The 25,264-nt window shown below is 59.9% G+C and carries 28 protein-coding genes; 20 read left to right on the top strand and 8 right to left on the bottom strand.

Going from position 1 to position 25,264, the window contains the following annotated elements; genetic code table 11:
- Nucleotides 1-154: 154 nt before the first annotated feature.
- The 4 genes from rplS (at nt 155) to HMPREF9163_RS01745 (ending at nt 3,507) form a co-directional block, all read left to right on the top strand.
- Complete coding sequence (gene rplS, locus HMPREF9163_RS01760; protein ID WP_009439912.1) at nt 155-496, top strand: 50S ribosomal protein L19; 342 nt, start codon at nt 155-157, stop codon at nt 494-496.
- Between the two features lie 72 nt (nt 497-568).
- On the top strand, nt 569-1,096 hold the full coding sequence (lepB, locus tag HMPREF9163_RS01755) for a signal peptidase I (protein WP_009439911.1): 528 nt from the start codon (nt 569-571) through the stop codon (nt 1,094-1,096).
- Between the two features lie 12 nt (nt 1,097-1,108).
- Nucleotides 1,109-1,861 (top strand): exodeoxyribonuclease III, encoded by a 753-nt coding sequence (locus HMPREF9163_RS01750; RefSeq protein ID WP_009439910.1) that lies wholly within the window; start codon nt 1,109-1,111, stop codon nt 1,859-1,861.
- A gap of 20 nt (nt 1,862-1,881) precedes the next feature.
- Nucleotides 1,882-3,507, top strand: coding sequence for a peptide chain release factor 3 (locus HMPREF9163_RS01745; RefSeq protein WP_009439909.1), 1,626 nt, complete (start codon nt 1,882-1,884; stop codon nt 3,505-3,507).
- A 59-nt stretch (nt 3,508-3,566) separates the two neighbouring features.
- On the opposite strand, the gene HMPREF9163_RS01740 is transcribed toward HMPREF9163_RS01745, so the two are convergent.
- The 3 genes from HMPREF9163_RS01740 to HMPREF9163_RS01730 are packed head-to-tail and all read right to left on the bottom strand — an operon-like array spanning nt 3,567 to nt 6,566.
- Nucleotides 3,567-4,565 carry an alpha/beta hydrolase gene (locus tag HMPREF9163_RS01740; RefSeq protein ID WP_009439908.1) on the bottom strand — a complete coding sequence of 333 codons (999 nt, stop codon included), beginning with the start codon at nt 4,563-4,565 and terminating at the stop codon, nt 3,567-3,569.
- A 14-nt stretch (nt 4,566-4,579) separates the two neighbouring features.
- Nucleotides 4,580-5,188, bottom strand: a complete 609-nt coding sequence (locus tag HMPREF9163_RS01735) for a hypothetical protein (RefSeq protein WP_037345673.1) — start codon at nt 5,186-5,188, stop codon at nt 4,580-4,582.
- 13 nt (nt 5,189-5,201) lie between these two features.
- The gene (locus HMPREF9163_RS01730) at nt 5,202-6,566 is read right to left on the bottom strand and encodes an FAD-dependent oxidoreductase (RefSeq protein ID WP_037345671.1); all 1,365 of its coding nucleotides are present in this window, start codon (nt 6,564-6,566) and stop codon (nt 5,202-5,204) included.
- Between the two features lie 165 nt (nt 6,567-6,731).
- Between HMPREF9163_RS01730 and HMPREF9163_RS01725 the strand changes: the two genes are divergently transcribed.
- A complete protein-coding gene (locus HMPREF9163_RS01725; protein WP_009439905.1) occupies nt 6,732-7,427 on the top strand; it encodes a Crp/Fnr family transcriptional regulator in 696 nt (231 codons plus the stop codon).
- 79 nt (nt 7,428-7,506) lie between these two features.
- Here the strand turns inward: HMPREF9163_RS01725 and fumC are convergent, their stop codons facing one another.
- From fumC to HMPREF9163_RS01705, 4 genes are all read right to left on the bottom strand, one after another.
- The gene (gene fumC, locus HMPREF9163_RS01720) at nt 7,507-8,871 is read right to left on the bottom strand and encodes a class II fumarate hydratase (RefSeq protein ID WP_037345669.1); all 1,365 of its coding nucleotides are present in this window, start codon (nt 8,869-8,871) and stop codon (nt 7,507-7,509) included.
- A gap of 82 nt (nt 8,872-8,953) precedes the next feature.
- Nucleotides 8,954-9,442, bottom strand: coding sequence for a Gx transporter family protein (locus tag HMPREF9163_RS01715; RefSeq protein WP_009439903.1), 489 nt, complete (start codon nt 9,440-9,442; stop codon nt 8,954-8,956).
- A 1-nt stretch (nt 9,443) separates the two neighbouring features.
- Entirely contained in the window at nt 9,444-9,782 is a 339-nt protein-coding gene (locus tag HMPREF9163_RS01710; protein WP_009439902.1) for a NusG domain II-containing protein, read from the bottom strand.
- 48 nt (nt 9,783-9,830) lie between these two features.
- Entirely contained in the window at nt 9,831-10,319 is a 489-nt protein-coding gene (locus HMPREF9163_RS01705) for a hypothetical protein (protein WP_037345667.1), read from the bottom strand.
- A gap of 98 nt (nt 10,320-10,417) precedes the next feature.
- On the opposite strand from HMPREF9163_RS01705, the gene HMPREF9163_RS01700 reads away from it, so the two are divergent.
- The 8 genes from HMPREF9163_RS01700 to HMPREF9163_RS01665 all read left to right on the top strand — a co-directional run bounded on the left by HMPREF9163_RS01700 (nt 10,418) and on the right by HMPREF9163_RS01665 (nt 17,965).
- Nucleotides 10,418-11,251, top strand: coding sequence for a Cof-type HAD-IIB family hydrolase (locus HMPREF9163_RS01700; RefSeq protein ID WP_009439900.1), 834 nt, complete (start codon nt 10,418-10,420; stop codon nt 11,249-11,251).
- A gap of 3 nt (nt 11,252-11,254) precedes the next feature.
- On the top strand, nt 11,255-12,049 hold the full coding sequence (locus tag HMPREF9163_RS01695; RefSeq protein WP_009439899.1) for a Cof-type HAD-IIB family hydrolase: 795 nt from the start codon (nt 11,255-11,257) through the stop codon (nt 12,047-12,049).
- A gap of 9 nt (nt 12,050-12,058) precedes the next feature.
- The gene (gene rapZ, locus HMPREF9163_RS01690) at nt 12,059-12,970 is read left to right on the top strand and encodes an RNase adapter RapZ (protein WP_009439898.1); all 912 of its coding nucleotides are present in this window, start codon (nt 12,059-12,061) and stop codon (nt 12,968-12,970) included.
- Nucleotides 12,971-12,973: 3 nt separating this feature from the next.
- On the top strand, nt 12,974-14,269 hold the full coding sequence (gene yvcK, locus HMPREF9163_RS01685; protein WP_009439897.1) for a YvcK family protein: 1,296 nt from the start codon (nt 12,974-12,976) through the stop codon (nt 14,267-14,269).
- A gap of 1 nt (nt 14,270) precedes the next feature.
- The gene (whiA, locus tag HMPREF9163_RS01680; RefSeq protein ID WP_009439896.1) at nt 14,271-15,194 is read left to right on the top strand and encodes a DNA-binding protein WhiA; all 924 of its coding nucleotides are present in this window, start codon (nt 14,271-14,273) and stop codon (nt 15,192-15,194) included.
- 40 nt (nt 15,195-15,234) lie between these two features.
- Nucleotides 15,235-16,062 carry a polysaccharide deacetylase family protein gene (locus HMPREF9163_RS01675; RefSeq protein ID WP_009439895.1) on the top strand — a complete coding sequence of 276 codons (828 nt, stop codon included), beginning with the start codon at nt 15,235-15,237 and terminating at the stop codon, nt 16,060-16,062.
- Nucleotides 16,063-16,090: 28 nt separating this feature from the next.
- A complete protein-coding gene (locus HMPREF9163_RS01670; protein ID WP_009439894.1) occupies nt 16,091-17,320 on the top strand; it encodes a hypothetical protein in 1,230 nt (409 codons plus the stop codon).
- 120 nt (nt 17,321-17,440) lie between these two features.
- On the top strand, nt 17,441-17,965 hold the full coding sequence (locus HMPREF9163_RS01665; protein WP_009439893.1) for a methyl-accepting chemotaxis protein: 525 nt from the start codon (nt 17,441-17,443) through the stop codon (nt 17,963-17,965).
- A 50-nt stretch (nt 17,966-18,015) separates the two neighbouring features.
- Here HMPREF9163_RS01665 and HMPREF9163_RS01660 read toward each other — a convergent pair whose 3' ends face one another.
- Entirely contained in the window at nt 18,016-18,468 is a 453-nt protein-coding gene (locus HMPREF9163_RS01660; protein WP_009439892.1) for a nitrous oxide-stimulated promoter family protein, read from the bottom strand.
- 159 nt (nt 18,469-18,627) lie between these two features.
- Between HMPREF9163_RS01660 and HMPREF9163_RS01655 the strand changes: the two genes are divergently transcribed.
- The 7 genes from HMPREF9163_RS01655 (at nt 18,628) to HMPREF9163_RS01625 (ending at nt 25,218) form a co-directional block, all read left to right on the top strand.
- The gene (locus tag HMPREF9163_RS01655) at nt 18,628-19,893 is read left to right on the top strand and encodes a sensor histidine kinase (protein WP_009439891.1); all 1,266 of its coding nucleotides are present in this window, start codon (nt 18,628-18,630) and stop codon (nt 19,891-19,893) included.
- A complete protein-coding gene (locus HMPREF9163_RS01650; RefSeq protein WP_009439890.1) occupies nt 19,890-21,356 on the top strand; it encodes an aminotransferase class I/II-fold pyridoxal phosphate-dependent enzyme in 1,467 nt (488 codons plus the stop codon). The genes HMPREF9163_RS01655 and HMPREF9163_RS01650 overlap by 4 nt, the downstream gene beginning before the upstream one ends.
- Nucleotides 21,343-22,014, top strand: a complete 672-nt coding sequence (locus tag HMPREF9163_RS01645; protein WP_009439889.1) for a hypothetical protein — start codon at nt 21,343-21,345, stop codon at nt 22,012-22,014. Before HMPREF9163_RS01650 ends, HMPREF9163_RS01645 begins: the two co-directional genes overlap by 14 nt.
- Entirely contained in the window at nt 22,011-22,550 is a 540-nt protein-coding gene (rnmV, locus tag HMPREF9163_RS01640; protein ID WP_009439888.1) for a ribonuclease M5, read from the top strand. Before HMPREF9163_RS01645 ends, rnmV begins: the two co-directional genes overlap by 4 nt.
- On the top strand, nt 22,547-23,425 hold the full coding sequence (gene rsmA / locus HMPREF9163_RS01635; RefSeq protein WP_009439887.1) for a 16S rRNA (adenine(1518)-N(6)/adenine(1519)-N(6))-dimethyltransferase RsmA: 879 nt from the start codon (nt 22,547-22,549) through the stop codon (nt 23,423-23,425). The genes rnmV and rsmA overlap by 4 nt, the downstream gene beginning before the upstream one ends.
- Complete coding sequence (locus tag HMPREF9163_RS01630; protein ID WP_009439886.1) at nt 23,422-24,210, top strand: PHP domain-containing protein; 789 nt, start codon at nt 23,422-23,424, stop codon at nt 24,208-24,210. Before rsmA ends, HMPREF9163_RS01630 begins: the two co-directional genes overlap by 4 nt.
- Before the next feature lie 66 nt (nt 24,211-24,276).
- Nucleotides 24,277-25,218: an AEC family transporter gene (locus tag HMPREF9163_RS01625; protein WP_037345662.1), complete on the top strand. Its 942-nt coding sequence runs from the start codon at nt 24,277-24,279 to the stop codon at nt 25,216-25,218.
- Nucleotides 25,219-25,264: the final 46 nt, after the last annotated feature.

Genomic DNA, 25,264 nt, shown 5'->3' with positions numbered 1-25,264 from the left:
GGAACGCAATACATAACGGCCGCGGCTTTACTGCTACGGAAAAATTTTTCTTGCGTCAGCGTCGATCTTATGCTATAGTCACTAGGTATGTGTGTGGATGGTCCGCTGGGCGGCATGAGCCGGCTATGAACGTCCGAGCGAAGGAGGAAAACATATGAATATCATCGAGGTTCTTGAGAAGGAGCAGCTCCGCTCCGACATCCCCGCATTTGCACCGGGCGATACGGTTCGCGTTCATGCGCGCATCGTCGAGGGCACGCGCGAGCGCATTCAGGTGTTCGAGGGCGTTGTCATCGCGCGTCAGGGTTCGGGCGTGCGCGAGACCTTCACCGTGCGCCGCATTGCATCGGGTGTCGGCGTCGAGCGACTCTTCCCCGTGCATTCCCCGCGCATTGCAAAGATCGAGGTGACGCGTCGCGGCATTGTCCGCCGTGCGAAGCTCTACTATCTGCGCGGACTTACGGGCAAGGCGGCTCGCATTCGGGAAAAGCGCTAATTCGGCATGGATGGGGACTGCTGCGGCAGTCCCTATTTTTGCTTATTTTTTCCTGTTTGAGAGGAGAATTTTATGGAAAAGGAAACATCGACTGCGGCGGAGATCAAGGATTGGATCGTATCCATCGTTGTTGCCGTTGCACTCGCCATGTTCATCCGCACGTTTATCGTGGAACTCTATGTTGTCGATGGTCCGTCGATGCGCCCGACACTCGAGTCGGAGGAGCGCCTCGTCGTCAATAAATTCATCTATCGCTTCCGCGTACCGGAGAAGGGCGAAGTGCTCGTCTTTCAGTACCCGCGCGATCCGAGCCGCGACTTCATCAAGCGCGTGATCGCGACGCCCGGCGACACAATCGAGATTCGCGAGGGGCGCGTGCTCGTCAACGATCAGCTGCTGACCGAGGACTACATCCTCGAGAAGACGCGCAGCGAGTACCCGAAGACGACAGTGCCCGAGGGGCGCATCTTCGTCATGGGCGACAACCGCAACAACTCCGAGGACAGCCGGTTTGCCGACGTCGGCTTCGTGCCGTACGACCTCATCAAGGGCAAGGCGATCCTCGTATTCTGGCCGATTTCTGCGTATAAGACGCTCTGACGGAGGAACGCGATGCGCTTTGTATCATGGAATGTCAACGGACTGCGTGCGGCTCTGAAGAAGGGCTTTATGGAGTCCTTCAAGGAACTCAACGCCGACGCATTCTGCCTACAGGAAACGAAGATGCAGGAGGGGCAGGCGATCCTCGATCTGCCCGGCTACGAGCAGTATTTTTACAGTGCGGAGAAAAAGGGCTACTCCGGCACGGCAATCTTTACGCGCCTAAAGCCGCTCTCGGTCAGCTATGGCATCGGCATAGAGGAGCACGACAACGAGGGGCGCGTCATCACGATGGAGTTCGAGGATGTCTACCTCGTCACCGTCTACACACCGAACTCGAAGAACGGGCTCCTGCGCCTCGACTACCGCATGGTCTGGGAGGATGCGTTCCGTGCGTTCCTGCTTGACCTGCGCGCGAAGAAGCCCGTCGTCGTCTGCGGCGACCTCAATGTTGCGCATACGGAGATCGACCTCAAGAACCCGAAGAGCAACCGCCGCAATGCGGGCTTTACGGACGAAGAGCGCGGCAAGTTCACGGAGCTGCTCGCAGCGGGCTTTGTCGACACTTTCCGCGCGCTCTATCCCGATCTCACGGGCGCGTATACATGGTGGTCGTATCTGCGCCACGCGCGCGAGACGAATGCGGGGTGGCGCATCGACTACTTCCTCGTCTCCGAGGAGCTGCGTGACCGCATCGCAGCGGCGGAGATCCACGCGGATGTATTCGGGAGCGACCACTGCCCCGTATCATTGACCTTGAAATAAAATCGAAGTAAGGGAGATTCATGGCAACGCTAAAAGAAGAACTCGCGCGCGAAATCGAAAAGCGCCGTACATTCGCCATCATCTCGCATCCTGACGCGGGCAAGACCACGCTCACGGAGAAGCTGCTGCTCTACGGGGGCGCGATCCATCTCGCCGGCTCGATCAAGTCGCGCAAGACACAGCGCCACGCCGTCTCCGACTGGATGGAGATCGAGAAGCAGCGCGGCATCTCCGTCACATCCTCTGTCCTGCAGTTCGACTACGACGGCTACCGCATCAACATCCTCGATACCCCCGGGCATCAGGACTTCAGCGAGGACACCTACCGCACGCTGATGGCGGTGGACAGCGCCGTCATGATTATCGATGCGGCAAAGGGCGTGGAGGCGCAAACGCGCAAGCTGTTCCGCGTCTGCCGTCAGCGCGGCATTCCCATCTTCACCTTCGTCAACAAGCTCGACCGCTTCGGCAAGGCGCCGCTCGACCTGATGGATGAACTCGAGAACGTGCTCGGCATCCGCTCCTATCCGATGAATTGGCCGATTGGAATAGATGGCACGTATCGCGGTGTCTACGACCGCGAGAAGAACCGCATCGAGCTGTTCGCCGAGGATGTCACGCACGGGCAGGAGACACGCGTCTCTGAGGTGTTTGAGATGGAGGATCCCGCGTGGGTGGAGCGCGTCGGAGAGGATGTCGCCGCTGCGCTCCACGACGACATCGAGTTGCTGCGCGACGCGGGTGAGGAGTTCGACCGCGCGGCAGTGGATGCGGGCGAGCTCACGCCGATGTTCTTCGGCTCGGCAATGACGAACTTCGGCGTGCAGAACTTCCTCGAGGAGTACATCCGCCTTGCACCGACACCTGCACCGCGCATCTCCTCGGACGGTTTGATCGAACCCGACGATGAGAAATTCTCGGGCTTCGTCTTCAAGATCCAGGCGAATATGAACCCCGCGCACCGCGACCGCCTTGCCTTTATCCGCATCTCCTCGGGCAAGTTCGACCGCAATATGAGCGTCTGGCACGCGCCCTCGGGCAAACTCATCAAGCTCGCACAGCCGCAGCAGTTCCTCGCGCAGGATCGCCAGATCATCGACACGGCATATCCCGGCGACATCGTGGGGCTCTTCGACCCCGGCGTGTTTGGTATCGGCGACACGCTCTGCGATCCCTCACATAAATTCAAATTCGAGGACTTCCCCGTGTTCCCGCCCGAGCGCTTCGCGCGCGTCGCCGCAAAGGACACGATGAAGCGCAAGCAGTTCGTCAAGGGCATCGAGCAGCTGACGCAGGAGGGTGCGATTCAGCTCTTCGAGCAGGTCGGTGCGGGTCTTGACAGCTACATCGTCGGCACCGTCGGCACGCTCCAGTTCGAGGTGCTCGAGTACCGACTGAAGAACGAGTACAACACGGAGATCACGATGCAGATGCAGCCGTTCGAGACGGCGCGCTGGCTCGCGTTCCCCGATGGGCGCACAATCACGCCCGCCGACCTGCGCGGCGCGGATCGCGGCATGTTCGTCCACGACCGCAACGGCAACCCCGTCCTCCTTGTGAGCAACGAGTGGGCGCTCGGCTGGATCCGCGAGAACAACCCGGATCTGCAGTTGGGGCAGGTACCGTTCGACCGCAGAGAAGCATAATAGAGAAACGACAAGCGGGAGATTTTGCTCATGTGGCGAAATCTCCCGCTTTCGTATGATTATGGTAGGTCGTTCATATACCGATTCACAAAGTCCCGCATCTCCTCCAGTGCAGTGAAACTTTCTGCGAGTTTGGGCAGGACGAGCGGGAATACGTGGGGCATCTCGGGGTAGACGCTGAGCGTCACAGGAGTACCGTCTGCAGCCACCTTTTCCGCAAGCTGTTCGTCCTCTGTCAGGAGAAGATCGTAGCCGCCCGTCTGGATCAGCATCGGCGGCAGTCCGCTGAGATCGGCGTGAATAAGAGAGAGGCGCGGATCGTCGAGCGGGAGACTGCCCGCGTAGGGCGGTGCTTTGCGAACAGTGTCTGCAAATGGGGTTCCGGCACCGAGCATTTTGTCTTTTTCAAAATTCTCCGTGCGTGATGTGCCGTCCTTGTGCTCGAAATCCACCCATGGCGAGAGCAGAAGCAGCAGGGCGGGCTGCGGAAGCCCCTGCTCTTTTAGCCGGAGCGCAAGTGCGAGGGCGAGATTGCCGCCCGAAGAATCTCCGAAAACAATAATGTTTGACGGAGCGATTCCACGTGTGAGCAGCCCGCGATAGACAGCTTCCGCATCCTCCAGCGCGGCCGGATAGACGTGCGCGGGGGCAAGCCGATAGTCTACGTTGTAGACCTCCGCCGCATTCATATATGTTGCCTGACGAACAGACAGCGCACGGTAGCGGTCGGTTATGCCGCCCATATAGCCGCCGCCGTGCAGCAGCAGGATGATCCTCTGTGCGGCCGATTTTGTCGGCGCAATCCGCTCGACGGGCACATCTCCGATCGTAAGTTTTTCATGGATCCAACCATTGGGCGGGGACCATGGTTTTGCCGCAGTATTCTTGGTGGGGTGGTAGAGTGCATCCATCTCTTTTTGAATGTAGTCCTGTTTCACCTCCCCTGACAATACAATGCCGTGCTCCTGTGAAGCGGGCGCACCAAATGCGGATGGGGACAGAACGGCAAGACCAAACGCAAACACTGCGCGGCTGATGTATTTCACCCAGTTCTTCATGGAATCTCCTTTTCTTACTTTCCTTTCGCCGCGAACGCTTCGTCGCACCATGTGAGGAGAATATCCTCGATATCCGCCTCGTGTCCGTTCACGGTCTGCCCCTCGGAGGTGATGTAGAGGCTGTGACCGTCCTTGTAGGAGAGGACGATGTTATAGGCGGGATTCGTGACTGTCTCCGCGCGTGCGCCGTAGTCATTCTCAGCGGTGAGGTTCCGCTCTGCAATGAGTGCGTGGAGGCTAGCCTCGAGCTCCGGTGTCCACGGGACGTAGCGCTCGCTGATGTCCTGATTGCGCCCGTCTGTGTACTCCTTGCCGACGAACTCGCCGAGGCAGGGGATGAAGCTGTTTGGATCGATTCCTCTTGTCGTGAGCTCTTCCGATGAAAGAGCGTTCTTTGCGGGCGCATCGACGAGCCAGATCATGCGCATGAGTGTACCGTCTGCGACGGGATGCCGGAACTCCATCGATAGGAGCTGAATGCTGCTCGTAGCAGGAGCACGCTCGGACACCTGTTGTACGGGCGCTGCTTCAGGCGCGGCTTGCGCGCATCCCGCGCCAAAGAGAAGGAGCGGGGCGAGCAGGAGGGCGATGCGAGCTCGGGTGCTTCTGCGTGAGATGTGCATGATGTTCTCCTTTTCATCCAAAGAGGTCGTTCAGTGCCTCGGTCATGGTCGGGTGCGTGTAGATGGCAGAGCCGAGCGCGCGGGCGGTAATGCCATGGTCGATTGCCGCCTTCATGAGGTTGATCATCTCCTGCGACTCGGGGCAGAAGAAATGCGCGCCGAGAATTGTGTCGGTCTTTGCATCTACGATTGCCTTCAGGATGCCTGCTGGTTTCTTGTAAACCTGCGCCTTTGGAATGGCTGCAACCTCGAGGCGGAGGACGCGCACGTCAAAGCCTGCCGACTGTGCCTCTGCCTCGGTCATGCCGACGCGCGAGAGCGGCGGATCGAGGAAGACGGAGTATGGGACGGCTCCGCGATTTGCCGTCGTACGCTCGGAGGAACCTGCGAGCTGATCCTTTACGATGCGGAAATCGTCGAGGGAGATGTAGGTGAACTGCAGTCCGCCTGTGACATCGCCCATCGCCCAGATATGCGGGACATTCGTGCGGAGGTGTTCATCGACCTCCACCGCGCCGCGCGCCGTCTGCCGTACACCTGCCGCCGCGAGGTTCAGCGCTTCCGTGTTCGGGCGGCGTCCCGTGGCGATGAGGATAGCGTTTGCCGCAAGCGTCTTTTCACCGTCCGCCGCCTGGATGACGACGTTTGCGCCCGCAGCGCCGTCCTCGATGCGCATGATCTTTGCGCCCGTCAGGACGTGGATGCCGCGGTCGTTCATCTGCTGCAGGACGCGTGCGGAAATCTCTGCATCTTCACGCGGGATAAAGACATCGCCGTCCTGTACGACGGCGACGGAGGAGCCGAAGTTGGCGTAATACGATGCGAATTCCAGCCCAATGTAGCCGCCGCCGATGATGACAAGTTTCTCCGGCAGTTCGTCCAACTCCATCATCGTCTCGCTCGTGTAGACGTGTGTGCTCTCTGCCGCTCCTGGGATCGGCGGGACGAAGGGGACTGCGCCCGTGTTGATAAAGATGCGCTCCGCTGTGATCCGCTGCTCCCCGTCTGCCGTCGTCACAGAGACCGTGTGCGCATCGACAAAGTGTGCCTCTCCGTCGATGACGACAGCACCTGTGCCCGTTACCTTCGCGTAGTTCTTCTCGCGCAGCATTGCAGTGAGGCGGCGCTTCTCCGAGATGGCGGCGCGATAGCGCTCCGCTTTTGCAGCAAAGCCTCCGCCGATCTCGGCCGAGAGACGCGCGCTGTATTCGAGGGATTTCGACGGGATGCAGGCAACGTTGATGCAGGTGCCGCCGTAGCGCGCCTTTGACCGCTCGACGAGGGCGACCGTCTCGCCTTTCTTTGCGAGGAAGCCCGCGAGTGTCTTGCCCGCCTTGCCAAAACCGATGATGAGATTTTGATATGATGTGTTCTGCATGGTATGCTCCATTTCTGTTGAACGTTGTATGACTGCTGTCATTATAGCATTTTTTGACACAATGAAGAGAAATATTGTGGAAAAAATGTGCGTCTCATTTACAAATTCGCGGATTCCCCCTATAATGATAGAGAATTGTTCTCTATCAACGGAAAGGAGCGGATTATGCTGACGCATGAAATGCTGGCGCCGTATATGGAACTGCTTCTGCGGCACGATCTGTTCGAGGGGATTCCGGCAGAGGCTCTGCCGGAGCTTCTGAATGCGCTCGGCGGTGAGGTGAAACGTTATGCGGCGAGCGCGGATATCATGCGCATGGGCCGTGCGCCGATTGTGACGGGCATCATTCTGACAGGGGCAATCGAGGTGTCGTTTCTCAACGAGAACGCCGACCAGATCGACATGAATATCTTTGAGGCGGGCAAGAGTTTCGGCGAGACGATGGAGGGGGCGAATCTCGCGGCAAGCCGTATGTTCGTCAAGGCACTCAGCGATACGCTGATCCTGCGCCTGCAGTTCCGACAGCTCTACGAGCGTACCGCATGCAGCGACCCGCATCTCTGGCGGTTCACGCTGAATATGCTGCGCAGAATTTCGCAGAAGGGAACCTTTTATCAGCACAAGATCCGCATCATGGGGCAGAAGAGCATCCGCGCAAAGCTCAGCGTCTACCTGCAGGCAATCCCCGTGGAGGGGGATGGTACTGCCGTGCGTGAGCTGAACCAGACGCAGCTCGCGCGCTACCTTGGCGTGGAGCGCAGCGCACTCAGCCGCGAGATGAGCCACATGCGCGACGAGGGGATCATCGACTACGACCGTAAGACGCTCCGCGTGCTCAATCCGGATTTTTTGGCGATTTAGGGGGGCGCAAAAATGGGCCGTTGCACGAAGCTGGAAAACTTCGTGTGACAGCCCATTTTCTCATGAGGAAACGTAAATTTTACACCATCTCTTCAGGATGGAAGACCTCATCGAATTTCTCAGCGGTGAGGAAACCGAGGGCGACGCACGCCTCCTTGAGGCTGATGTTCTCGTCGAATGCCTTGTGCGCGGTCTTTGCAGCGTTCTCGTAGCCGATGTATGGGTTCAGCGCCGTGACGAGCATGAGCGAGCGATGCAGGTTCTCGTGCATCTTCTCGCGGTTCGCCGTGATGCCCGTGACGCAGCGGTCATTGAACGACTTGAGGGAGTCGGTGAGCAACCGCGCGGACTGGAGGAAGTCGTAGATCATGACGGGCATGAATACGTTCAGTTCGAAATTGCCCTGCGAGGCTGCGATGCCGATGGCAGTATCGTTGCCCATGACCTGTACGGCGACCATCGTGACGGATTCGCACTGGGTTGGGTTGACCTTGCCCGGCATGATGGAGCTGCCCGGCTCGTTCGCGGGGATCGTGATCTCGCCGAGACCGCAGCGCGGACCTGCGGCGAGCCAGCGGATGTCGTTTGCAATCTTCATCATGTTTGCCGCGAGCCCCTTGAGTCCGCCGTGTGCAAAGACGATCGCATCCTTGCTCGTGAGTGCGTGGAACTTGTTCGGCGCGGTGACGAAGTTCTTGCCCGTCAGTTCGCTCGCCGCCTTGGCAACCGCGACATCGAAGCCCTTCGGCGTGTTCAGCCCCGTGCCGACCGCAGTGCCGCCGAGCGCGAGCTCGTGGAGGAAGGGGAGTGCCGCCTGCAGCTGCTTCTTCGACTGCTCGAGCATCGCGAGCCAGCCGCTGATCTCCTGCGTGAAGGAGATAGGCACTGCATCCTGCAGATGGGTGCGCCCCGTCTTGACAATGCCCTCGTTTTCCTTCATGAGGCGGCGGAAGGTGTCGGCGAGGAGGTCGATGCTCGGGAAGAGCCCGTCCTCGATCGCAATGACGGCGGCAATGTGCATGGCTGTCGGGAAGGTGTCGTTCGAGCTCTGCGACATATTGGAGTGATCGTTTGGATGGAGGATCTTCTCGCCCGCGATCTCGTTGCCGCGGTTCGCAATGACCTCGTTGACGTTCATGTTCGACTGAGTGCCGCTGCCCGTCTGCCAGACCGCAAGCGGGAAATGCTCCGCGAGTTTGCCCGCGATGATCTCGTCGCACGCCGCCTTGATGGCATCGAGGCGCTTCTCGTCGAGCTTGCCGAGCTTGTTGTTTGCAATCGCGGCGGATTTCTTCAGAATGCCGAATGCGTGGATGATCTCGGCGGGCATCTTCTCAATGCCGATGGGGAAGTTCTCGAAGCTGCGCTCCGTTTGCGCCGCCCAATACTTGTCTGCGGGCACCTTGACTTCGCCGAGGGAATCATGTTCGATGCGATACTCCATTTGGATTGTCCTCCTTAAATTCATAGTAGAGAGAAAAATCTGCTAATGACAGTATAGCATAAAACGATGAAAATGAGAATATTTATCTTGATATTTTCTGTAAAATTACGCGTGCGGTGATGCCGATGAGTATGCCCGTGAGTATGCCGACGATGCCAAGCATGGGCGCATAGACAAAGAGCGCTGATGTCTGCATCACGGCGGCGGCGACAAGCAGCTGCGCCATATTGTGTAGGAAGCCACCCGCCGCACTGATGCTGACGATGGAGAGCTGCGTGTATCGTTTCAGCAGCACCATCGCTGCAAAGCTCGCCGCACCGCCTGCGAGACTGTAGAGCATGGGGGCAAGTCCGCCGCCGAAGGCGGAGGCGAGGATGATGCGCAGTGTGAGCATGAGTGCCGCGTCGCGTGCTGGTAGCATATAGAGTGCAATCAGTGTGACAATGGCGGCAAGTCCGAGCTTTGCACCCGGGACGGGAAGCGGCAGAGGGAGGAAGCCCTCGAGGATAAAGAGAATGAGCGAGAGCGCCGTGAGCAGCGCAATGCGTGTGATCCGTTGAAGTCCGTTCATATCATTTCACTTCGATCAGGAGCTTGTGCGGCAGGCAGGCAATCACGTCGCCCTTTTTCGATGCCGCACCCGTATGCACACAGACGAGATCGGGGCAGTCGGCGTCAATGACAGCGATCGTCTCGCCCTCAATGCGGATGATATTCTCGCCGTCCTCGTCCGCGATGCGGATCTCCTCCGTGCCCGTATGTCCTGTGAGCGGAATGTCGTAGAGAATGACATTGTTCTGCATAATGACGGCGTGGCGCGCCTCACTGTCCGCGTGCGTGAAAAAAAACATGGCGCCGATCCCGCAGAGGAGGAGCAGCGCGCCGATGAGTACGAGGTCGTTCTTCTTCATTGGAGTTCCCTGCCTTGACGAATGTTTTCAATAACAGTACAATAGCTTTTAGATGCCGCGTCCGAGTTCGCGCTGCCAATAGGCGAGGTCGGGTTCGTTCAGCGGCAGGTCGATGGTCTGGCCGTTGTCGTAGTAGAAGCGCACGCGGATGCCCGTCGCCTTGCGGATGGCGGGGAGACTCGCGCGCGGCAGTTCGACGAAGAATTTGTTTTCGTTCTTGTATGGGCTGTCTGCATCGGGAACGGGGCGCGGCGTGTATTTCGTGACTGCCTTCATCTCCCATGCGGCGCCGTCTGTGTAGAGGACGACGTCGGGCAGGAGTTTTGCCTCGTCGAAGCGATAGTCCCAGAGCGTGAGTGTCGCGCCCTCGAGCCGTCCCTCGCCCGTGTAGGATGCCTGAAAATCGATGCGCGCGTACGCTGAGAGGCTGCGTGCGCTGCGGTGGTCGATCTGATAGGTGTAGGAGAGACCGAAGATGCCGACGAGGATGAGGAGCAGGGCGACGAGTATAAGGAATTTGCGGACGATGTTCTGCAAGGCGCGCCTCCTTTCGATGAATCGTTTCGGGGTATTATAACATAGGGGAAAGCTCTTTGTCAGCAGATAAAACACAGGGAATACAGGAGGGGGACGAAATGGCGGTAAAGCTGTTTGTATCGGATCTGGACGGGACGATGCTGCCGGACGGCAATGTGGTCTCGGCGGAGAATATTGCGGCGGTGCGCCGTGCGACGGAGGCGGGCGTCGTGGTGACAATCGCAACGGGGCGCATGTTCGAGGCGGCACTGCCCGTTGCACAGGCGCTCGGCGTGGACGTGCCGATCATCTCGTACAACGGCGGGCTCATCAAGAGCCCGAGCGGGCGCGTCTATGAGGAGCATACGATTGACGCGGCGCTTGCGCATGACATCATCGCGTTCTGTCAGGAGCGCGACTGGTACATCCAGACATACAGCGGCGGCGTTCTGCGCTATGTCGAGGCGTGCGACGAGTCACGCTTCTATGAGAACTCGCAGAAGCTCACAGGCGAGGCGGTCGGGTGGGACGGCATGTTTGCACATACGGCGGGCAACTGCAAGCTGCTCCTCGTGACCGAGGGACGCGATGTGACGCTCGTACGCTCGGAGGCGGTGCTTGCGGCATTCGGCGATCGGGTGGATGTAACGCGCTCGGCGGACTGCCTCATCGAGATCGTGCCGAAGGGGATCTCTAAAGCATCGGCACTGAGGTCGCTTGCGAACAAACTTGGCATCGCTATCGAGGAGACGATGGCGATCGGCGATGCATACAATGATCTGCCCATGCTGAAGGCGGCGGGCAAGAGTGTTGCTATGGGCAACGCGTTCCCTGAGGTCAAAGCGGTGACGGACTACGAGACCCTCTCCTGCACGGAGAACGGGCTTGCGGCGGCGATCTATCACTATGTGCTCGGCATGGGGGCGGATGCGCCCGTGCCGATGAAGGGCTGAGTCATGGCAATCAAACTCATTGCGCTCGATCTGGACGGAACGCTCCTGACATCGGACAAGAAGATCACGACACGCACAAAGGACATTCTTGCGCGCGCAATGTCGCGCGGCGTCACTGTGACGATTGCGACGGGACGCATGCTGCGCTCGGCGCTCTACTTTGCGCGCTTGCTTGCCTCGGATGCGCCCGTTATCTGCTGCAACGGCGGCTATGTTGGAAAAGCGGAGGGGGCTCCCGTCTTTGCACGCTATTTCGCTCCCGCTCTGACGCGCGAGTTTCTGACATTTGCCTACGAGCGTGACTGGTACGTGAACTGGTACATCGGCACGGAGATCTACGCACCGGAGTACCGTGAGGAATACTTTGCCGCCTATCGAACGACGGCGCATTTCGTGGTGAACGGTGTCGGGCGTGACTTTCTGCGCTATACGGAGAATGTCCCGCAATTCGTCCTGCGCGAGCTGGACGAGGGCATCGGCTCCTATGTGTGTGCGGTGCAGGAGCGCTTCGGCGATCAGCTCGTGCCGCAGCAGAATACGGGCACGAGCGTCGACATCAACCCGCCCGGCGTGAATAAGGCGGTCGGTGTCAAGGCACTCGCGGATGCAATGGGGCTGACCCTCGATGAGGTGATGGTCGCGGGCGATGCGGACAATGATTACGAGATGCTCGAGATGGGCGCGTTCTCCGTCGTGCCGGAGAACGGCATTCTGGGCGCAAAGGAGCGCGCGCGTTACATAACGACATCGAACGACGCGAACGGGATTGCGCTTGCGATTGAGAAATTCGTACTGTGAGGTGATACTATGGCAGACGTGAAACGTGTAGCGGAGAAGTTTCGCCCCGTGATCGTGACGGGGCTGTCGGGCGGCGGCAAATCGCTTGCCGCACGCTATATGGAGGATCTGGGATATTTCTGCGTGGACAATCTGCCCCCCGTCTTCATTCCGAAATTCATCGACCTCTGCCGCGAGACGCACGGGCAGATCAGCCGCGCGGCGATCGTTGTGGACACGCGCAGCCGCGAGTTCTTCGACGACTTTGTGCGCATTCTCGGTGAACTGGATGCGGGGGATGTTGCCTATGAGCTCCTCTTCATTGAGGCGTCCGACGACGTCATCATCCGCCGCTACAAGGAGACGCGCCGCCCCCACCCACTCGCACCGGATGCGCGCATCTCGGAGGGCGTGACGCGCGAGCGTGGACAGCTCGCAGAGATCCGTGCACGCGCGACGCAGCTGATCGACACCTCCCGTCTGCGCAAGGCTGAGCTGCGCGAGATCATCCGCCAGCATTACGATACGCCGGGCAAGGACGCGGAGATGAATGTCAATATCCTTTCCTTTGGCTTCAAGTATGGCATCCCGCTCGACGCCGACCTCGTCTTTGACGTGCGGTTCCTGCCGAATCCGTTCTATGTGGACTCACTGCGTAACAAGAGCGGCACGGTTCCGCAGGTCTCCTCCTACATCGAGTCGTGGGATGTGACGCAGAAATTCGAGCAGCAGCTCGACGGGATGATCGATTTCCTCCTGCCGCAGTACGTGAAGGAGGGCAAGAGCCAGCTCGTCATCGCCATCGGTTGTACGGGTGGCATGCACCGCAGCGTCTTTATCGCAAAGCACCTCTACGATCGGATCAAGGGGAGCTATGCGGCGCATCTCGAGCATCGCGACCTCATGAAGAATGAGGTGCATGAACACGTGAGCGAGGGCTAGTTCATGCATCTGATGAAATGGCTCTACCCCGGCATGGGCTTCAAGCGCTGGCTCTTCGTCTTTGCGATTGGAACGCTCTGCGTCGGCCTCGGGGTCGCCCTGATTTTCAACTACAAATACATCGACAGCATCGAGGAGGCGATCTTCCGCTTCGTCTATACGTGGCAGGGTAGCTATGACTACGGCTTCACGGCGATTGCGGGGTCGGCGGTTGCACTTCTCGGCAGCGGGCTCATGCTGCTCGCGACGCGGCACATCATCCGCTCCGTCATCACGGCGCTGATGCCTGAGGGGACATCGGCGCGCCTCGTCGATCTCGTCTATGAAAAGACGCGTCTCAGCCGAGGTCCTGCGGTCACGGTGATCGGCGGCGGCCACGGACTCTCCGTGCTCCTGCGCGGAATCAAGGAACTGACGAGCAATGTGACGGCGGTGGTGACGGTCGCAGATGACGGCGGCTCATCGGGACGTCTGCGTGAGGAGTTGGGCATCATCCCTCCAGGCGATCTCAGGAACTGCCTCGTTGCGCTCGCCGACACCGAGCCGCTGATGGAAAAACTCTTTCAGCATCGCTTCGAGGGGCGGAGCAATCTCGCGGGTCACAGCTTTGGTAACCTCTTTCTCGCGGCGATGGCGGAGGTCACGGGCGATATGGAGACGGCGCTGCGCGAGTCCTCAAAGGTTCTCGCGGTCAAGGGGCGTGTGCTCCCCGCCTCGAAGCAGTCCGTGCGTCTCGATGCGATCCTCGAGGACGGCACCGTCGTCGAGGGCGAGTCCCACATCCCCGAGGTGCCGGGGCGCATTCGCCGCGTTCGTCTTCATCCGCAGGATGTTGCACCCGTGCCGTCCGCACTCGAAGCGATTCGCACGGCGGATGCAATCATCCTCGGTCCCGGCAGTCTCTACACGAGCATCATGCCGAACCTTCTTGTGAACGGCGTGGCGGAGGAGCTGCGCAAGAGCCGCGCGCTCAAGATCTACATCTGCAATGTCATGACGCAGCCTGGCGAGACGGACGGCTATACGGCCTCCATGCACGCGGAGGCAATCATCAAGCATGCGGGGCGCGGCGCGATCGACTTTATGCTCGTCAACAGCGCACCGATTTCGGATGAACTGCGCGAAAAGTATGCGGCGGAGGGAATTGTGCCCGTCGCCGTGGACGAGGCGGCGATCAACGCGCTCGGCATCGGCTTTGTTGCGGCCGACATCATCAATCAGTCGGATGCTGTGCGGCATGACCCCGACAAGCTAAGCCGCAACGTCATGCGCATGATCTACGATTTTCGGGTGAGCTGAGATGCCCTCGTTTGCCTCGGATGTAAAGAATGCGCTCTCGCGTACGGATACTGAGCGTGAGTGCTGTCAGACGGCAGAGCTTGCCGCACTCCTGCGCATGGGCGCGTCGATGGTAACGGACGAGGAGCTCGGCCTCGGGCTGCGGTTCGAGGCGGCGAGTGCCGCCGTTGCACGCCGCGTGATCCGTCTCCTGCGCACCATGGACGCTGCGATCGAGACCTCGGTCGCAATGGAGCGCACACCACAGCTGCGACGGCGCACATACATCGTCAATATTGCAGCAGGAGAGGCTGTCACGCCGCTCCTCACCCGCCTCGGCTTCCTCGAGGCGGGGATGCTGCGCGCGGGTACGGATATGGAGCTGATCCGCAAGAAATGCTGCCGTGCGGCCTATCTGCGCGGTGCATTCCTCGGCGGCGGCAGCGTCAACCGTCCCGAGGCGAGCTGTCATCTCGAGATCACGGCGAAGAGTGCGACGATGGGGCGTGCGCTTCACACGCTCCTGCGGCGGTTGCATTTCCCCGTCGGCTTGACCGATCGGCATGATACCTACGTGGTCTACCTCAAGGAAGGCGATGCCGTCATGGACTTCCTCGCGCTGATCGGTGCGGAGGAGGCGGCGGAGGAGATCGAGGTCGCACGCAACCTCAAGGAGGTGCGCGCGCAGGTGAACCGTCTCGTCAATGTGGAGACGGCGAACCTGCAGCGTGCCGTAGACGCTGCGGCGGGGCAGCTTGCGGCAATCGAGCGCCTTGCAGCAGCTGGACGTCTCGTATCGCTCTCCGAGGATCTACGCGAGACGGCAGAGATGCGGCGCGCACATCCGGAGATCACAATGGCGGAGCTCGCGGCGCTCTGCCACATCAGCAAGTCGGGTATGAGCCATCGTCTGCGGAAGATCTGCACGTTGGCGGAGGAGGTATAGCGTTTTGATCAGAGGAATCGCGCGGTTGCTTTCAAAGGGGATGCCGCTGCCCGTGCTCCTGTTCTTGGCATTTGTGGCGTGGGTGCTGACCGCAGAGCCGCCGACGGGCTTTCCCATTCTCGAGTATCATATGGTGACGGAGCCTCCGCGCCCGGGGGCAGAGCCGTACGTCGTACCGCCCGAGGAGTTTGCCGCGCAGCTGGACTACCTCGCGGCGGAGGGGTATACGACAATCACGCCGCAGGACTATGCACGCGCACGCAAGGGCAAGCAGGAGCTGCCCGAAAAACCCGTCATCCTCTCCTTTGATGATGGATACGAGGACAATCACCGCGTGATCCTGCCGATGCTCGAGGAGCGCGGCATGAAAGCGGTGTTCTACGTGGTGACGAATGACATCGGTCTCCCCGGCTATATGACATGGGACAATCTCTTTGACATGGAGCGGCGCGGCATGGAGATTGGCAGCCACACGGCGAACCACATTCCGCTGACGACACTGCCCCCCGAGAAACAGCGCGAGGAGCTGCGGCTCTCGAAGCTGATGCTCGAGTGGAAGGGGCTGAAAACCATCTATAGCTTCTCCTATCCGACGGGGGCGTATGATGCGGGGATTGTTGCGATGCTTGCCGAGGAGGACTACCTGACGGCGGTGACGGGCGAGGCGGGGCTGAACAATGTGGAGACGAATCCGTATCTCCTGCACCGTGTGAACATTCCACGGCCGCATTTTGGGTTGACGGAGTTTCGCCTGCGCCTCATGAAGGCGGATGTGGCGGCGCGTCTGAATGTGCGCCTCGCGCAGCTGCCCGACGGTGTGCGTGAGGGAATCACACACCTGCGGACGGTTCTGCGCGGGGATCAATGAGAAATGAAGGGAATGTATAACAGAACGCATGAATAAGGGATTGTTTCAAAAAATGGCGGCGGTGACGCTTGCACTCGTCTGTGCGGCGGGGCAGGCATACGCGGCAAAGCATGACGGCAGCACGACAATCGTGCGCGAGCGCGGTACGGCACAGGCGAATATCCGCGACCGCATCACGAATATTCTCGGGTCGACGGAGCCGCCACGCAACCGTATCTTTTCACCCGGCACATCGCGCCTCATGCACCGTTGGCCGGTGGAGTCCTACGACACGGGCGGCACGCTGCTCTTCTCCGACAGCCCCGAGTATGTCAAGGAGGTCGGCGTTCTCTATCGGGACACGGTGACGGGGGACGCGCGCGTCCTCTACTATCACCTGAATGACACGCCGCAGCCCAAGAAGGTGGCGGTCGTCCTCGATACGGAGGCAGATCTCGCGACCGTCACCGTAACGCGCGGGGCTGCCGCAGCACCGAGTGCGGACTATCTGCACGTCGGAAAGGCGACACAGATCGGCTACTTTGACACGCGCGAGCTGAACGAGCGCATCTATGTGACGAAGGAGCGGCCGCGCCTTCTCGTGCCCGCAATGAACGAAACTCTGCTCGCGCCGGGGCAACTCGTGTACGGTGTCTACGATTTCCACACGAATGCGCCCGTGCGCGTCTCGGTCATCATGTACGGTGCGGATGTCGATCCCTTTGCCTTTCTGCGGATCGCGCACGTCCTGCCGCGCGATGAGATCGCACTGCGCGGGACGTTCCGCGGGATGAACCGCGTCATCACCTCGCAGAAAACCTACCGTCCGACGATGGACGGCGCGGTCTATTTCCCGATCGGCGACAATGTTCACGATGTCTACCGGCGCGGCATCGACGCGACGGACGGCTCGCCCGTTGTGAATTACGGCAACTACGGCATTCTCTATCAGATCAATATTCCGACGGCGGGCCGCGAGAATACGCGTTACTTACTGAGCCCTCTGGGCGGTGTCTATGCAGGCGCCGTGCGCGCAGAGAGCGGCGGCAAGCGAGTGCTCGTTCAGACGCCCGCAACGCGCGCCTATTTCGGCGATCAGACACTGCCCGAGACAGAACAGGTTGCACAGGCGCGTGAGGAGGGGCTGCTCTTCCTCACGCAGTATACGGAGCTCGCCGATCTCGGTACCTATACAAGCGCGCAGCCGGTGTCCTTCGAGTATTCACCGCCGGGCGCATCGAACCTTCCAGTGAACATCATTCTCATGCCTGAGAAATGAAGAATTTACACAGATAAATTTTTCATCTGAGAAGGGTTTTTCTTATGTACGTTGAATAAAAACATAGCAAGCGTACAACGAAATCATTCATATCCGGGTGGATCAGGGAGGAAGCAAAACATGGCAGAAGAGACAAAGATTGACCACGAGCGCCTGCTCACCGCGATTGAGCAGATCGCAACCTCGACGCAGACGGTCTACGAGGCAATCGAGCAGGTCGCAAAGAGTGCGACGGAGCTGGCGAGCGCAGGACAGGAGTCCGTGAAGCAGGCGAAGTTCCTGCAGGAGCGCAATGCCGACACGATCAAGGTCATCGACTTCATCACGAATATCGCGGGTCAGACGAATCTGCTCGGACTGAATGCGGCCATCGAGGCGGCGCGCGCGGGCGAGCAGGGGCGCGGATTCGCAGTTGTCGCAGAGGAAGTGCGCAAGCTTGCCGAGCAGTCGCGTGAGGCGACGGAGCGCATTCAGGTGACGCTGAATGAGATGAACCGCGCCGTCGAAGATATCTCGAAGTCGATCGAGACGACCGGCTCCATCAGCGAGCAGCAGGCGGCATCGACGCAGGAGATCACGGCGAACCTCTCGCGCGTGACCCGTGCGGCGGACGAGCTGAAGGACTATATCAAGAATCTCGCCTGATACGGAACAAAAAAACCTCCCGCAATCGAACGGGAGGTTTTTCTATGCCCTTACTTCTTCTTCTCTTTTTCCTTTGCGCGCGCCTTTGCCGCCTTTTCCTTCGCCTTTGCCTTGTCGCTGACCTTCTTATCCTGCTGGTACTTCGCGTAGTCGACGCCCATGCTCGCCAGCTTGTGCTTGATCGTCATGATCGGGTGGCGCAGGAACATGCCGCGCGTGCCCTTCATGATCGTGAGGAAGTCCTGCGTCGCCTTTGCCCCGAAACACGGGCGGTCGCAGCGGTCGCAGATCGGCTTTGTGATGCCGTAGGGGCAACGGTCGATCTTCGTGAAGACTGTGGCGAGGAGCGCCGTGCAGGAGGGGCAGAGCTTGCCGCCCTTCGGGCTGTGGTGCTTGCTGCAGTATACGCCGAAGGTCTTGCGGATGTTCTCCTTCTCCTTCGGGATGTTGTTCTTGAGTTCGGGCGGTTTGCGCTTCGGGAGGAAGCGTGAAAAGATGCTCATGCGATTCACCTGTGCTTTCGTCTTATCTATGTTTATGATGCGTTTCTCTCCAATTTGTCATTTTACCGATTTTTTAAGGAAAAAGCAAGGGAGAAGTCTGCGTGACTTTTGCGGGGAAATGGGGTACAATGCAAATATATGGGTGTTTAGGAGGGTACGATGCGGACAGATGAGAGACGGCGCGCACAGGGCTATCAGCGTGTGGATGACCAGCCCGTAGAGGGGCTCGAGGAGGGGCAGCTGCGCAGGCTGCTGACGAATACGATCGACACGATCGAGGATAATAAGACGCAGATCTTCGACATCTACCAGAATACGCGTAATGAGGTGGACGACGCGCGGCAGCGGCTTGCGGAGCTGAAGCAGCGCGTTGCGGAGAGCATCGAGCGCGTGGATGCGCTCGCGGCGGACGAGCAGCGGGCGAAGCAGAAGCTCGCCGAGGTGAGTCGGAATTTCGCGGAGCATACGGAGGATGAGATCCGCAAGACCTATGAGGCGGTGTCCATCATCCAGATTAATCTCGCGATCGAGCGCGAGAAGGAGCAGTCCATGCGCGTGGAGCGCGACAAGCTCGAGATCCGCCTGCGCTACCTGCACAATGTCGTGGCGCGCGCGGAGCATATGGCGCTCTCCATCGGCTCCGTGCTCAGCTATCTCAGCACACAGGTCAGCGGCGTGCTCTGGAAGATTGAGGCGGTGCAGAAGGACAAATTCGTCGGCGCGCGCATTATCAAGGCGACGGAGGAGGAGCGATACCGCATCTCCCGAGAGATTCATGACGGCCCTGCGCAGGATCTCGCGAATGTGCTCTTCACAACGACGATCACAGAGCGTCTGATGGATCAGGATATGGCGGAAGCAAAGAAGACCCTCGTGGAGCTGCGCGAGGAAATTCGCAAATGCCTCACGGGCGTGCGTCAGATAATCTTTGATATGCGCCCGATGGCTCTTGATGATCTGGGGTTGCCTCAGGCGGTGGAGCAGCTCATCCGTCTCTTCGGCGAGCGCGGGAAGTTGCGCGGGACATTCAGCCTCGAGGGGACGCACTACACACTGCCGAAGCATGTGGAGATCGCGGTTTTCCGCATTGTGCAGGAGGCGCTGAACAACGTCGTTCACCACGCCAAGACGGACAAGGTGCGCGTGCGCATGCGCTATACGGAGCAGGCGCTGTCCGTGCTGATTGCCGATGACGGGGTCGGCTTTGATCCGGATCGTCTGCCCGAGGAACCTGAGCAGACAGATGAGATGGATGATGCACTCGATATGGAGACGCAGCGCCGTCTGCGCGGGCGTCATTTCGGTGTGATCGGCATGGAGGAGCGCGCAAAGCTCATCGGCGCGGCGATTCAGATCATCTCTGCGCCGAATCAGGGGACGAAGGTGCATCTGCGTGTCGAGAACCGCATGGTGGAGGGCGAGTGAGCGCGCCACTGGCGGAGGCTGTGCTCCACTATGCGGGGCTTGGTGTTCTGCCGCTGCATACGCCGGGACATAAGGGCGGGCGCGGGGCGCATCCCATGCTGCAGCGCTTCTTTACGGAGGAGGGGCTGCGCGCCGACGTGTCGCTCTCGGCGGAGCTGGATGATCTGCATGCGCCGACGGGCTGTATCCGTGCGGCGGAGACTCTGGCGGCAGAGGCGTACGGTGCGGATGCGGCGTACTTCATGGTGAACGGGACGACGGGTGCGATTCACACGATGCTGATGGCGACGCTCGCACCGGGCGATGCCCTGCTCGTGCCGCGCAATGTGCACCGCTCCGTCGTGGGCGCGATGATCCTCACGGGCGTGCGCCCCGTCTACATGCAGCCTGAGATCGATACACGGCTCGGCATCGCGATGGGCGTATCGCTCGCTGCGGTGAAGCGCGCCGTGCGGGAGCACCCCGAGGCGCGCGCGGCGCTCCTCGTCTATCCGACGTACTACGGTGTGGCGACGGAGCTGGCGGCAATTGCGGACTTCCTGCATGAGCAGGGCAAACTCCTCCTCGTGGATGCAGCGCACGGGTCGCACTTTGCGTTCTCCGACGAACTGCCGCCGTCCGCGATGGCGGCGGGGGCGGATCTCTCGGCAGAGAGCACACATAAGCTGCTCGGCTCGCTGACGCAGACCTCGATGCTCCTCGCACGCGGCGGGCGCGTGCCGACGGAGCGGATTCGTACGGCATCGGGCATTGTGCAGTCGACAAGTCCAAATGAGATCCTGCTCGCCTCGCTCGATCTGGCGCGCGCGCAGATGGCGGAGAGCGGCGCGGAACGTCTTGCCGCTGCAATTTCGTGTGCGCATGATCTGCGCCGCCGTATCAATAAGATCGAGGGGTTGTGGGCGTTCGGTGCAGAGCATATGGGCGCTCCTGGGGTGATGGCGCTCGATCCGATGAAGATCACCGTGCAGGTCACGGGGCTTGGCCTTACGGGCTTTGCGGCGGAGGAGGAGCTGCGGCGGCGCGGTATTGCCGTGGAACTTGCCGATGCGCGGAATGTGCTGCTCCTCCTCTCCTATGCGGATGGGGAACGGGAGACGGAGCAGCTGCTTGCGGCGCTGCGGGATATGGCGGCAACGTGCGCGCCCCTGTGCACGTCGCGCGGGGCGGCGGCGTTTCTCTCACTGCCGCCGATTCCTCGGATGGAGATGGAGCCGCGCGCGGCGTATTTCGCCCCGCATGCGTGCGTGCGTATGGAAGCGGCTGAGGGGCGGATTGCGGCGGAGACGATTGTCTTCTATCCGCCGGGGATTCCCGTGCTCGCGGCGGGCGATGTGATCGACGGCGCGACGCTCTCGTATCTCTCTGCGATGAAGGCGGTGGGCGCGCGCGTCGTCGGCGCGGCGGATGCGTCGCTCGGGACACTCTTGGTGATTGCGGAAGGTTCGTATGGCAAAGGGTAAACTATTTATCATCGAGGCGGGGGACGGCTCTGGCAAGGAGACGCAGACGCGGCTCCTCACGGAGCGGCTTGTGCGCGAGGGGCATCGCGTCGTGCCCGTTACATTTCCGGACTACGAGGCGGACTCTTCCATGCTCGTGCGGATGTACCTGCGCGGGGACTTTGGCGCGCACGCGGACGATGTGAACGCCTATGCGGCGTCTACGTTCTTTGCCGTCGACCGCTACGCCTCCTATCGCATGAAGTGGGGGCAGGCCTATGAGGCGAGCGCGATTGTCCTCGCCGATCGCTATACGACCTCGAATATGGTGCATCAGGCGGTGAAGATTGCGGATGCGGCCGAGCGCGATGCCTATCTCGATTGGCTCTATGACCTTGAGTTTCGCAAGATGGGGCTGCCCGTACCAGACGCGGTCTTCTTCCTCGACATGGAGCCGCGTGCGGCAGAGCGGTTGATCGCGGCACGCGCTGCGGAAAAGGGGGCCGCACCCGACATCCACGAGCGCGACGCCGCCTATCTCGCACGCGCCCACGATGCCTACGTCCTCCTCGCCGTGCGCTACGGTTGGGTGCGCATTCCCTCGAGCGCGGACGGCGTGCCCCTTCCGATTGCGGAGATACATGAGACACTGTATGGGGAAGTTGTGAAGCGGCTGTGATCAAAGAAGTCATCATTGTCGAGGGGAAGATGGACGTCCTCGCTGTGCGGCGGGCGGTTGAGGCGGACTGCATCATCACCGACGGCTTTCGTCTGCGCAGCATGGCGATTCGGAATATCCGCGCCGCATACGAAAAGCGCGGCATCATCATCCTGACCGACCCCGATACCGTAGGAGAGCGTATTCGTGCACGCCTCACAGAGATGTTCCCCCACGCGCGCCACGCCTTTGTCCCCGCCGAGGAGGCAACGAATTTCAATGACGGCGACATCGGCATCGAACAGGCAAGCCCTGCGGCAATTCGTGCCGCACTCGAAAAGGTACGGACGCCGATGGAGCAGCCCGCAGAGATCTTTTCAATGAGCGATCTGATGGTGCATGGGCTGACGGGCACAGAGGATGCCGCCCTTCGCCGTGCACGGCTCGGACGTCGCCTCGGACTCGGCTTTGCGAATGCGAAGACATTTCTTCGTCGCCTCAACACCTACGGTGTGACGCGCGAAGAGTTTACATCTGCCATAGAGGAGCTGCAATGAACGCAAGTACACCCATAATCGCCGACCCGAAGGTCACACGCCACATCCTCAGCGCCTTTCACCTGCGCGCGAGTAAGCGGCTCGGGCAGAACTTTCTCGTGGATCGGTCGGTCGTGCAGGGGATTGTGGATGCGGCGGAACTTTCACCTGCAGATACCGTGCTCGAGATCGGTCCCGGCATTGGGACTCTGACACAGGGGCTCGCAGAGACAGGAGCGCGCGTTGTCGCTGTCGAACTGGACAAGAAACTTCCTGCCGTGCTCGCAGAGACACTGAAGGGCTACGATAATGTGACGATTGTGCCGGGCGACATCCTGAAGCTGAATATCTCGGAAATTCTTGGGCTGCCGAACAGATCCCGATTCAAGGTGGTCGCAAATCTTCCCTACTACATCACAACCCCGATCATTATGACCCTGCTCGAGCAGCGTCTGCCCATCGAGCGGCTCGTCACAATGGTGCAAAAGGAGGTCGCTGTCCGCATGACGGCGCGCCCCGGCTCGAAGGACTATGGTGCGCTCTCCATCGCCGTGCAGTATTTCACCGTGCCGCGCATGGTGATGGATGTGCCGCCGCGTGCATTCATGCCCGCGCCCGAGGTCACGAGTGCCGTCATCGCCTGTCATGTGCAGGACGTACCCACGGTGCGCCCGCAGGATGAAAAACTCTTTTTCCGCCTCGTCCGTGCTGCGTTCGGACAGCGGCGCAAGACTCTCCTCAATGCTCTTACGGGCGCGGGGCTGACGAAGGAAGAGAGCCGCGCGGGACTTGCGGCGGCGGGCATCGCGGAGAATATGCGCGGTGAGCAGCTCTCACTTGCGGATTTTGCGCGTCTGTCCGATGCTGTGGGCGATCTTGCAAAAGGGGCGGAATGATGATGTACTTTGACAGCCATATTCACACGGAGTTCTCGGCTGACTCGGAGATGAAGGCGCAGGATGCGCTGCATGAGGCGGAGCGTCAGGGGCTCGGGCTGGTCTTTACCGAGCACCTCGACTATGACTATCCGTCGGCGGGCACCGAGGAGTTCATCTTCGATCCTGCGGCGTATTGGGCGGCGTATGAGCCGCTCCGCGCCAAGGGAAATCTCTCACTCGGTGTCGAGATGGGCATGATGGCGAGCGCACGCGAAAAAAACGCCGCATTTCTGCAGCGTGTTCCGTTTGATTTCGTGCTCGGTTCGATTCATTTTCTGGACGTGAAGGATCTCTACTATCCCGAGACGTTCGAGGGGCATGAGAAGCGGGAGATGTATCACGAATACCTCACCGTCATGCGTGACGAGATCTATGCGCATCCGTTCATCAATGCGCTTGCACACATCGACTACATCGCACGCAACGCAACATTCGATAATCCTGAGCTTTCCTACGGGGATTTCATCGACGACATTGACACCGTCCTGTGCGCCCTCGTCGAGACGGATACCGTCATCGAGATCAATACGCGCCGCCTCGGTACCCCGCGTGGCATCAAGGAACTCGCTCCCATCTACCACCGCTACCATGAACTCGGCGGACGATATGTTACCATCGGCTCCGACGCGCACGTTCCGGCAGGGGTCGGCTGCCACTACGCGTGTGCGCACGAGCTTGCCCACGCGTTTGATTTGCAGGTTGTCACGTTCCGCGAACGAAAGATGCAGCTTTGTGAGACGTGAATCTATCCGTTGCCTCTCCACCTCTTTCCTGATATAATACAGGAGAATGGGTGGGGAGGCTTTTTTGTGCTTAGCAATTTCTTTGTCGCGCTCGGCGGCGTCGTTCCCCTCTTCTGTCTGATGGCGGTCGGCGTTTTCGTGAAACGTTCGCGTCTTCTCAGTGAGGAAGAACTTCGGCATATGAATCGCATGGTGTTCCGTGTGTTCTTCTTCTTTATGATGTTCTACAACATCTACATCTCCGATCCGGGGACGGCATTCCAACCCACGCTCATGCTCTTTGGTGCGGTGGGTGTGCTGCTCACGGCACTCGTCTTTACGGGCGTTGTCTGCCGCATTGAGTCGGACAATGCCCGACGCGGTCCGATGATCCAGGCGGCCTTTCGCGGCAATTACGTCCTCATGGGCATTCCGCTCGTCAGCAACATCTTTGGCGATGCGGCGATTGCGATTCCGACCATGATGATTGCAGTCATCGTTCCCATCTACAATATACTCGGTGTGCTCGTGCTTGAGACCTTTCGCGGCGGTCGATTTGACCTCCTGCCGATCCTGCGCAGCGTTCTCATGAATCCCATGATCTTGGGAGCAATTACGGGGGCTCTGTGCCGTCTCGTAGAGCTGGCGATTCCTGCGCCAGTGCTGAAGCCCGTCGCGCAGATCGCGGCGGCGACCACGCCCGTTGCACTCATCATTCTCGGTGCATCCTTTCACGGTGGAAGCTATCACGCGCATCTGCGTCAGCTCATCTTCTCGGTCGCCTCGCGGCTCATCATTGTGCCTGCCATCGTGCTTTCGCTTGCGATCATGTTTGGCTTTCGCGGTGTCGAGCTCGTGACGCTCATCGCCGTGTTTGCCACACCCTGCGCCGTCGCCGGCTTTGCCATGGCGCAGCAGATGCAGGCGGATGCGGAGCTTGCGGGCAACTGCGTTGTTTACAGCAGTGCGCTTTCTTGCTTTACCATCTTTGGATGGGTCTTTTTGCTCAAGACATTGGAATTATTTTGACGAAAGCCAACGGCTTGACAGTTTATTTTAATTTTGTATAATTAGG

It is taken from the genome of Selenomonas sp. oral taxon 138 str. F0429 (assembly GCF_000318175.2).
GTDB lineage: Bacteria > Bacillota > Negativicutes > Selenomonadales > Selenomonadaceae > Centipeda > Centipeda timonae.
Note: the sequence above shows the minus strand (reverse complement) of the source record. Positions and strands in the feature narration are given on the sequence as shown.

Excerpts from the sequence above, each read along its gene's own strand:
- HMPREF9163_RS01670 (WP_009439894.1), top strand. The coding sequence starts at position 16,091 with ATGAATAAGGGATTGTTTCAAAAAATGGCGGCGGTGACGCTTGCACTC.
- HMPREF9163_RS01700 (WP_009439900.1), top strand. The coding sequence starts at position 10,418 with ATGGCGGTAAAGCTGTTTGTATCGGATCTGGACGGGACGATGCTGCCG.
- yvcK (WP_009439897.1), top strand. The coding sequence starts at position 12,974 with ATGCATCTGATGAAATGGCTCTACCCCGGCATGGGCTTCAAGCGCTGG.
- HMPREF9163_RS01665 (WP_009439893.1), top strand. The coding sequence starts at position 17,441 with ATGGCAGAAGAGACAAAGATTGACCACGAGCGCCTGCTCACCGCGATT.
- HMPREF9163_RS01735 (WP_037345673.1), bottom strand. The coding sequence starts at position 5,188 with ATGCACATCTCACGCAGAAGCACCCGAGCTCGCATCGCCCTCCTGCTC.
- HMPREF9163_RS01745 (WP_009439909.1), top strand. The coding sequence starts at position 1,882 with ATGGCAACGCTAAAAGAAGAACTCGCGCGCGAAATCGAAAAGCGCCGT.
- rapZ (WP_009439898.1), top strand. The coding sequence starts at position 12,059 with ATGGCAGACGTGAAACGTGTAGCGGAGAAGTTTCGCCCCGTGATCGTG.
- rsmA (WP_009439887.1), top strand. The coding sequence starts at position 22,547 with ATGAACGCAAGTACACCCATAATCGCCGACCCGAAGGTCACACGCCAC.
- HMPREF9163_RS01730 (WP_037345671.1), bottom strand. The coding sequence starts at position 6,566 with ATGCAGAACACATCATATCAAAATCTCATCATCGGTTTTGGCAAGGCG.
- HMPREF9163_RS01725 (WP_009439905.1), top strand. The coding sequence starts at position 6,732 with ATGCTGACGCATGAAATGCTGGCGCCGTATATGGAACTGCTTCTGCGG.
- HMPREF9163_RS01750 (WP_009439910.1), top strand. The coding sequence starts at position 1,109 with ATGCGCTTTGTATCATGGAATGTCAACGGACTGCGTGCGGCTCTGAAG.
- HMPREF9163_RS01655 (WP_009439891.1), top strand. The coding sequence starts at position 18,628 with ATGCGGACAGATGAGAGACGGCGCGCACAGGGCTATCAGCGTGTGGAT.
- HMPREF9163_RS01675 (WP_009439895.1), top strand. The coding sequence starts at position 15,235 with ATGCCGCTGCCCGTGCTCCTGTTCTTGGCATTTGTGGCGTGGGTGCTG.
- HMPREF9163_RS01645 (WP_009439889.1), top strand. The coding sequence starts at position 21,343 with ATGGCAAAGGGTAAACTATTTATCATCGAGGCGGGGGACGGCTCTGGC.
- HMPREF9163_RS01715 (WP_009439903.1), bottom strand. The coding sequence starts at position 9,442 with ATGAACGGACTTCAACGGATCACACGCATTGCGCTGCTCACGGCGCTC.
- rplS (WP_009439912.1), top strand. The coding sequence starts at position 155 with ATGAATATCATCGAGGTTCTTGAGAAGGAGCAGCTCCGCTCCGACATC.
- lepB (WP_009439911.1), top strand. The coding sequence starts at position 569 with ATGGAAAAGGAAACATCGACTGCGGCGGAGATCAAGGATTGGATCGTA.
- HMPREF9163_RS01740 (WP_009439908.1), bottom strand. The coding sequence starts at position 4,565 with ATGAAGAACTGGGTGAAATACATCAGCCGCGCAGTGTTTGCGTTTGGT.
- HMPREF9163_RS01695 (WP_009439899.1), top strand. The coding sequence starts at position 11,255 with ATGGCAATCAAACTCATTGCGCTCGATCTGGACGGAACGCTCCTGACA.
- HMPREF9163_RS01710 (WP_009439902.1), bottom strand. The coding sequence starts at position 9,782 with ATGAAGAAGAACGACCTCGTACTCATCGGCGCGCTGCTCCTCCTCTGC.
- HMPREF9163_RS01630 (WP_009439886.1), top strand. The coding sequence starts at position 23,422 with ATGATGATGTACTTTGACAGCCATATTCACACGGAGTTCTCGGCTGAC.
- fumC (WP_037345669.1), bottom strand. The coding sequence starts at position 8,871 with ATGGAGTATCGCATCGAACATGATTCCCTCGGCGAAGTCAAGGTGCCC.
- HMPREF9163_RS01660 (WP_009439892.1), bottom strand. The coding sequence starts at position 18,468 with ATGAGCATCTTTTCACGCTTCCTCCCGAAGCGCAAACCGCCCGAACTC.
- whiA (WP_009439896.1), top strand. The coding sequence starts at position 14,271 with ATGCCCTCGTTTGCCTCGGATGTAAAGAATGCGCTCTCGCGTACGGAT.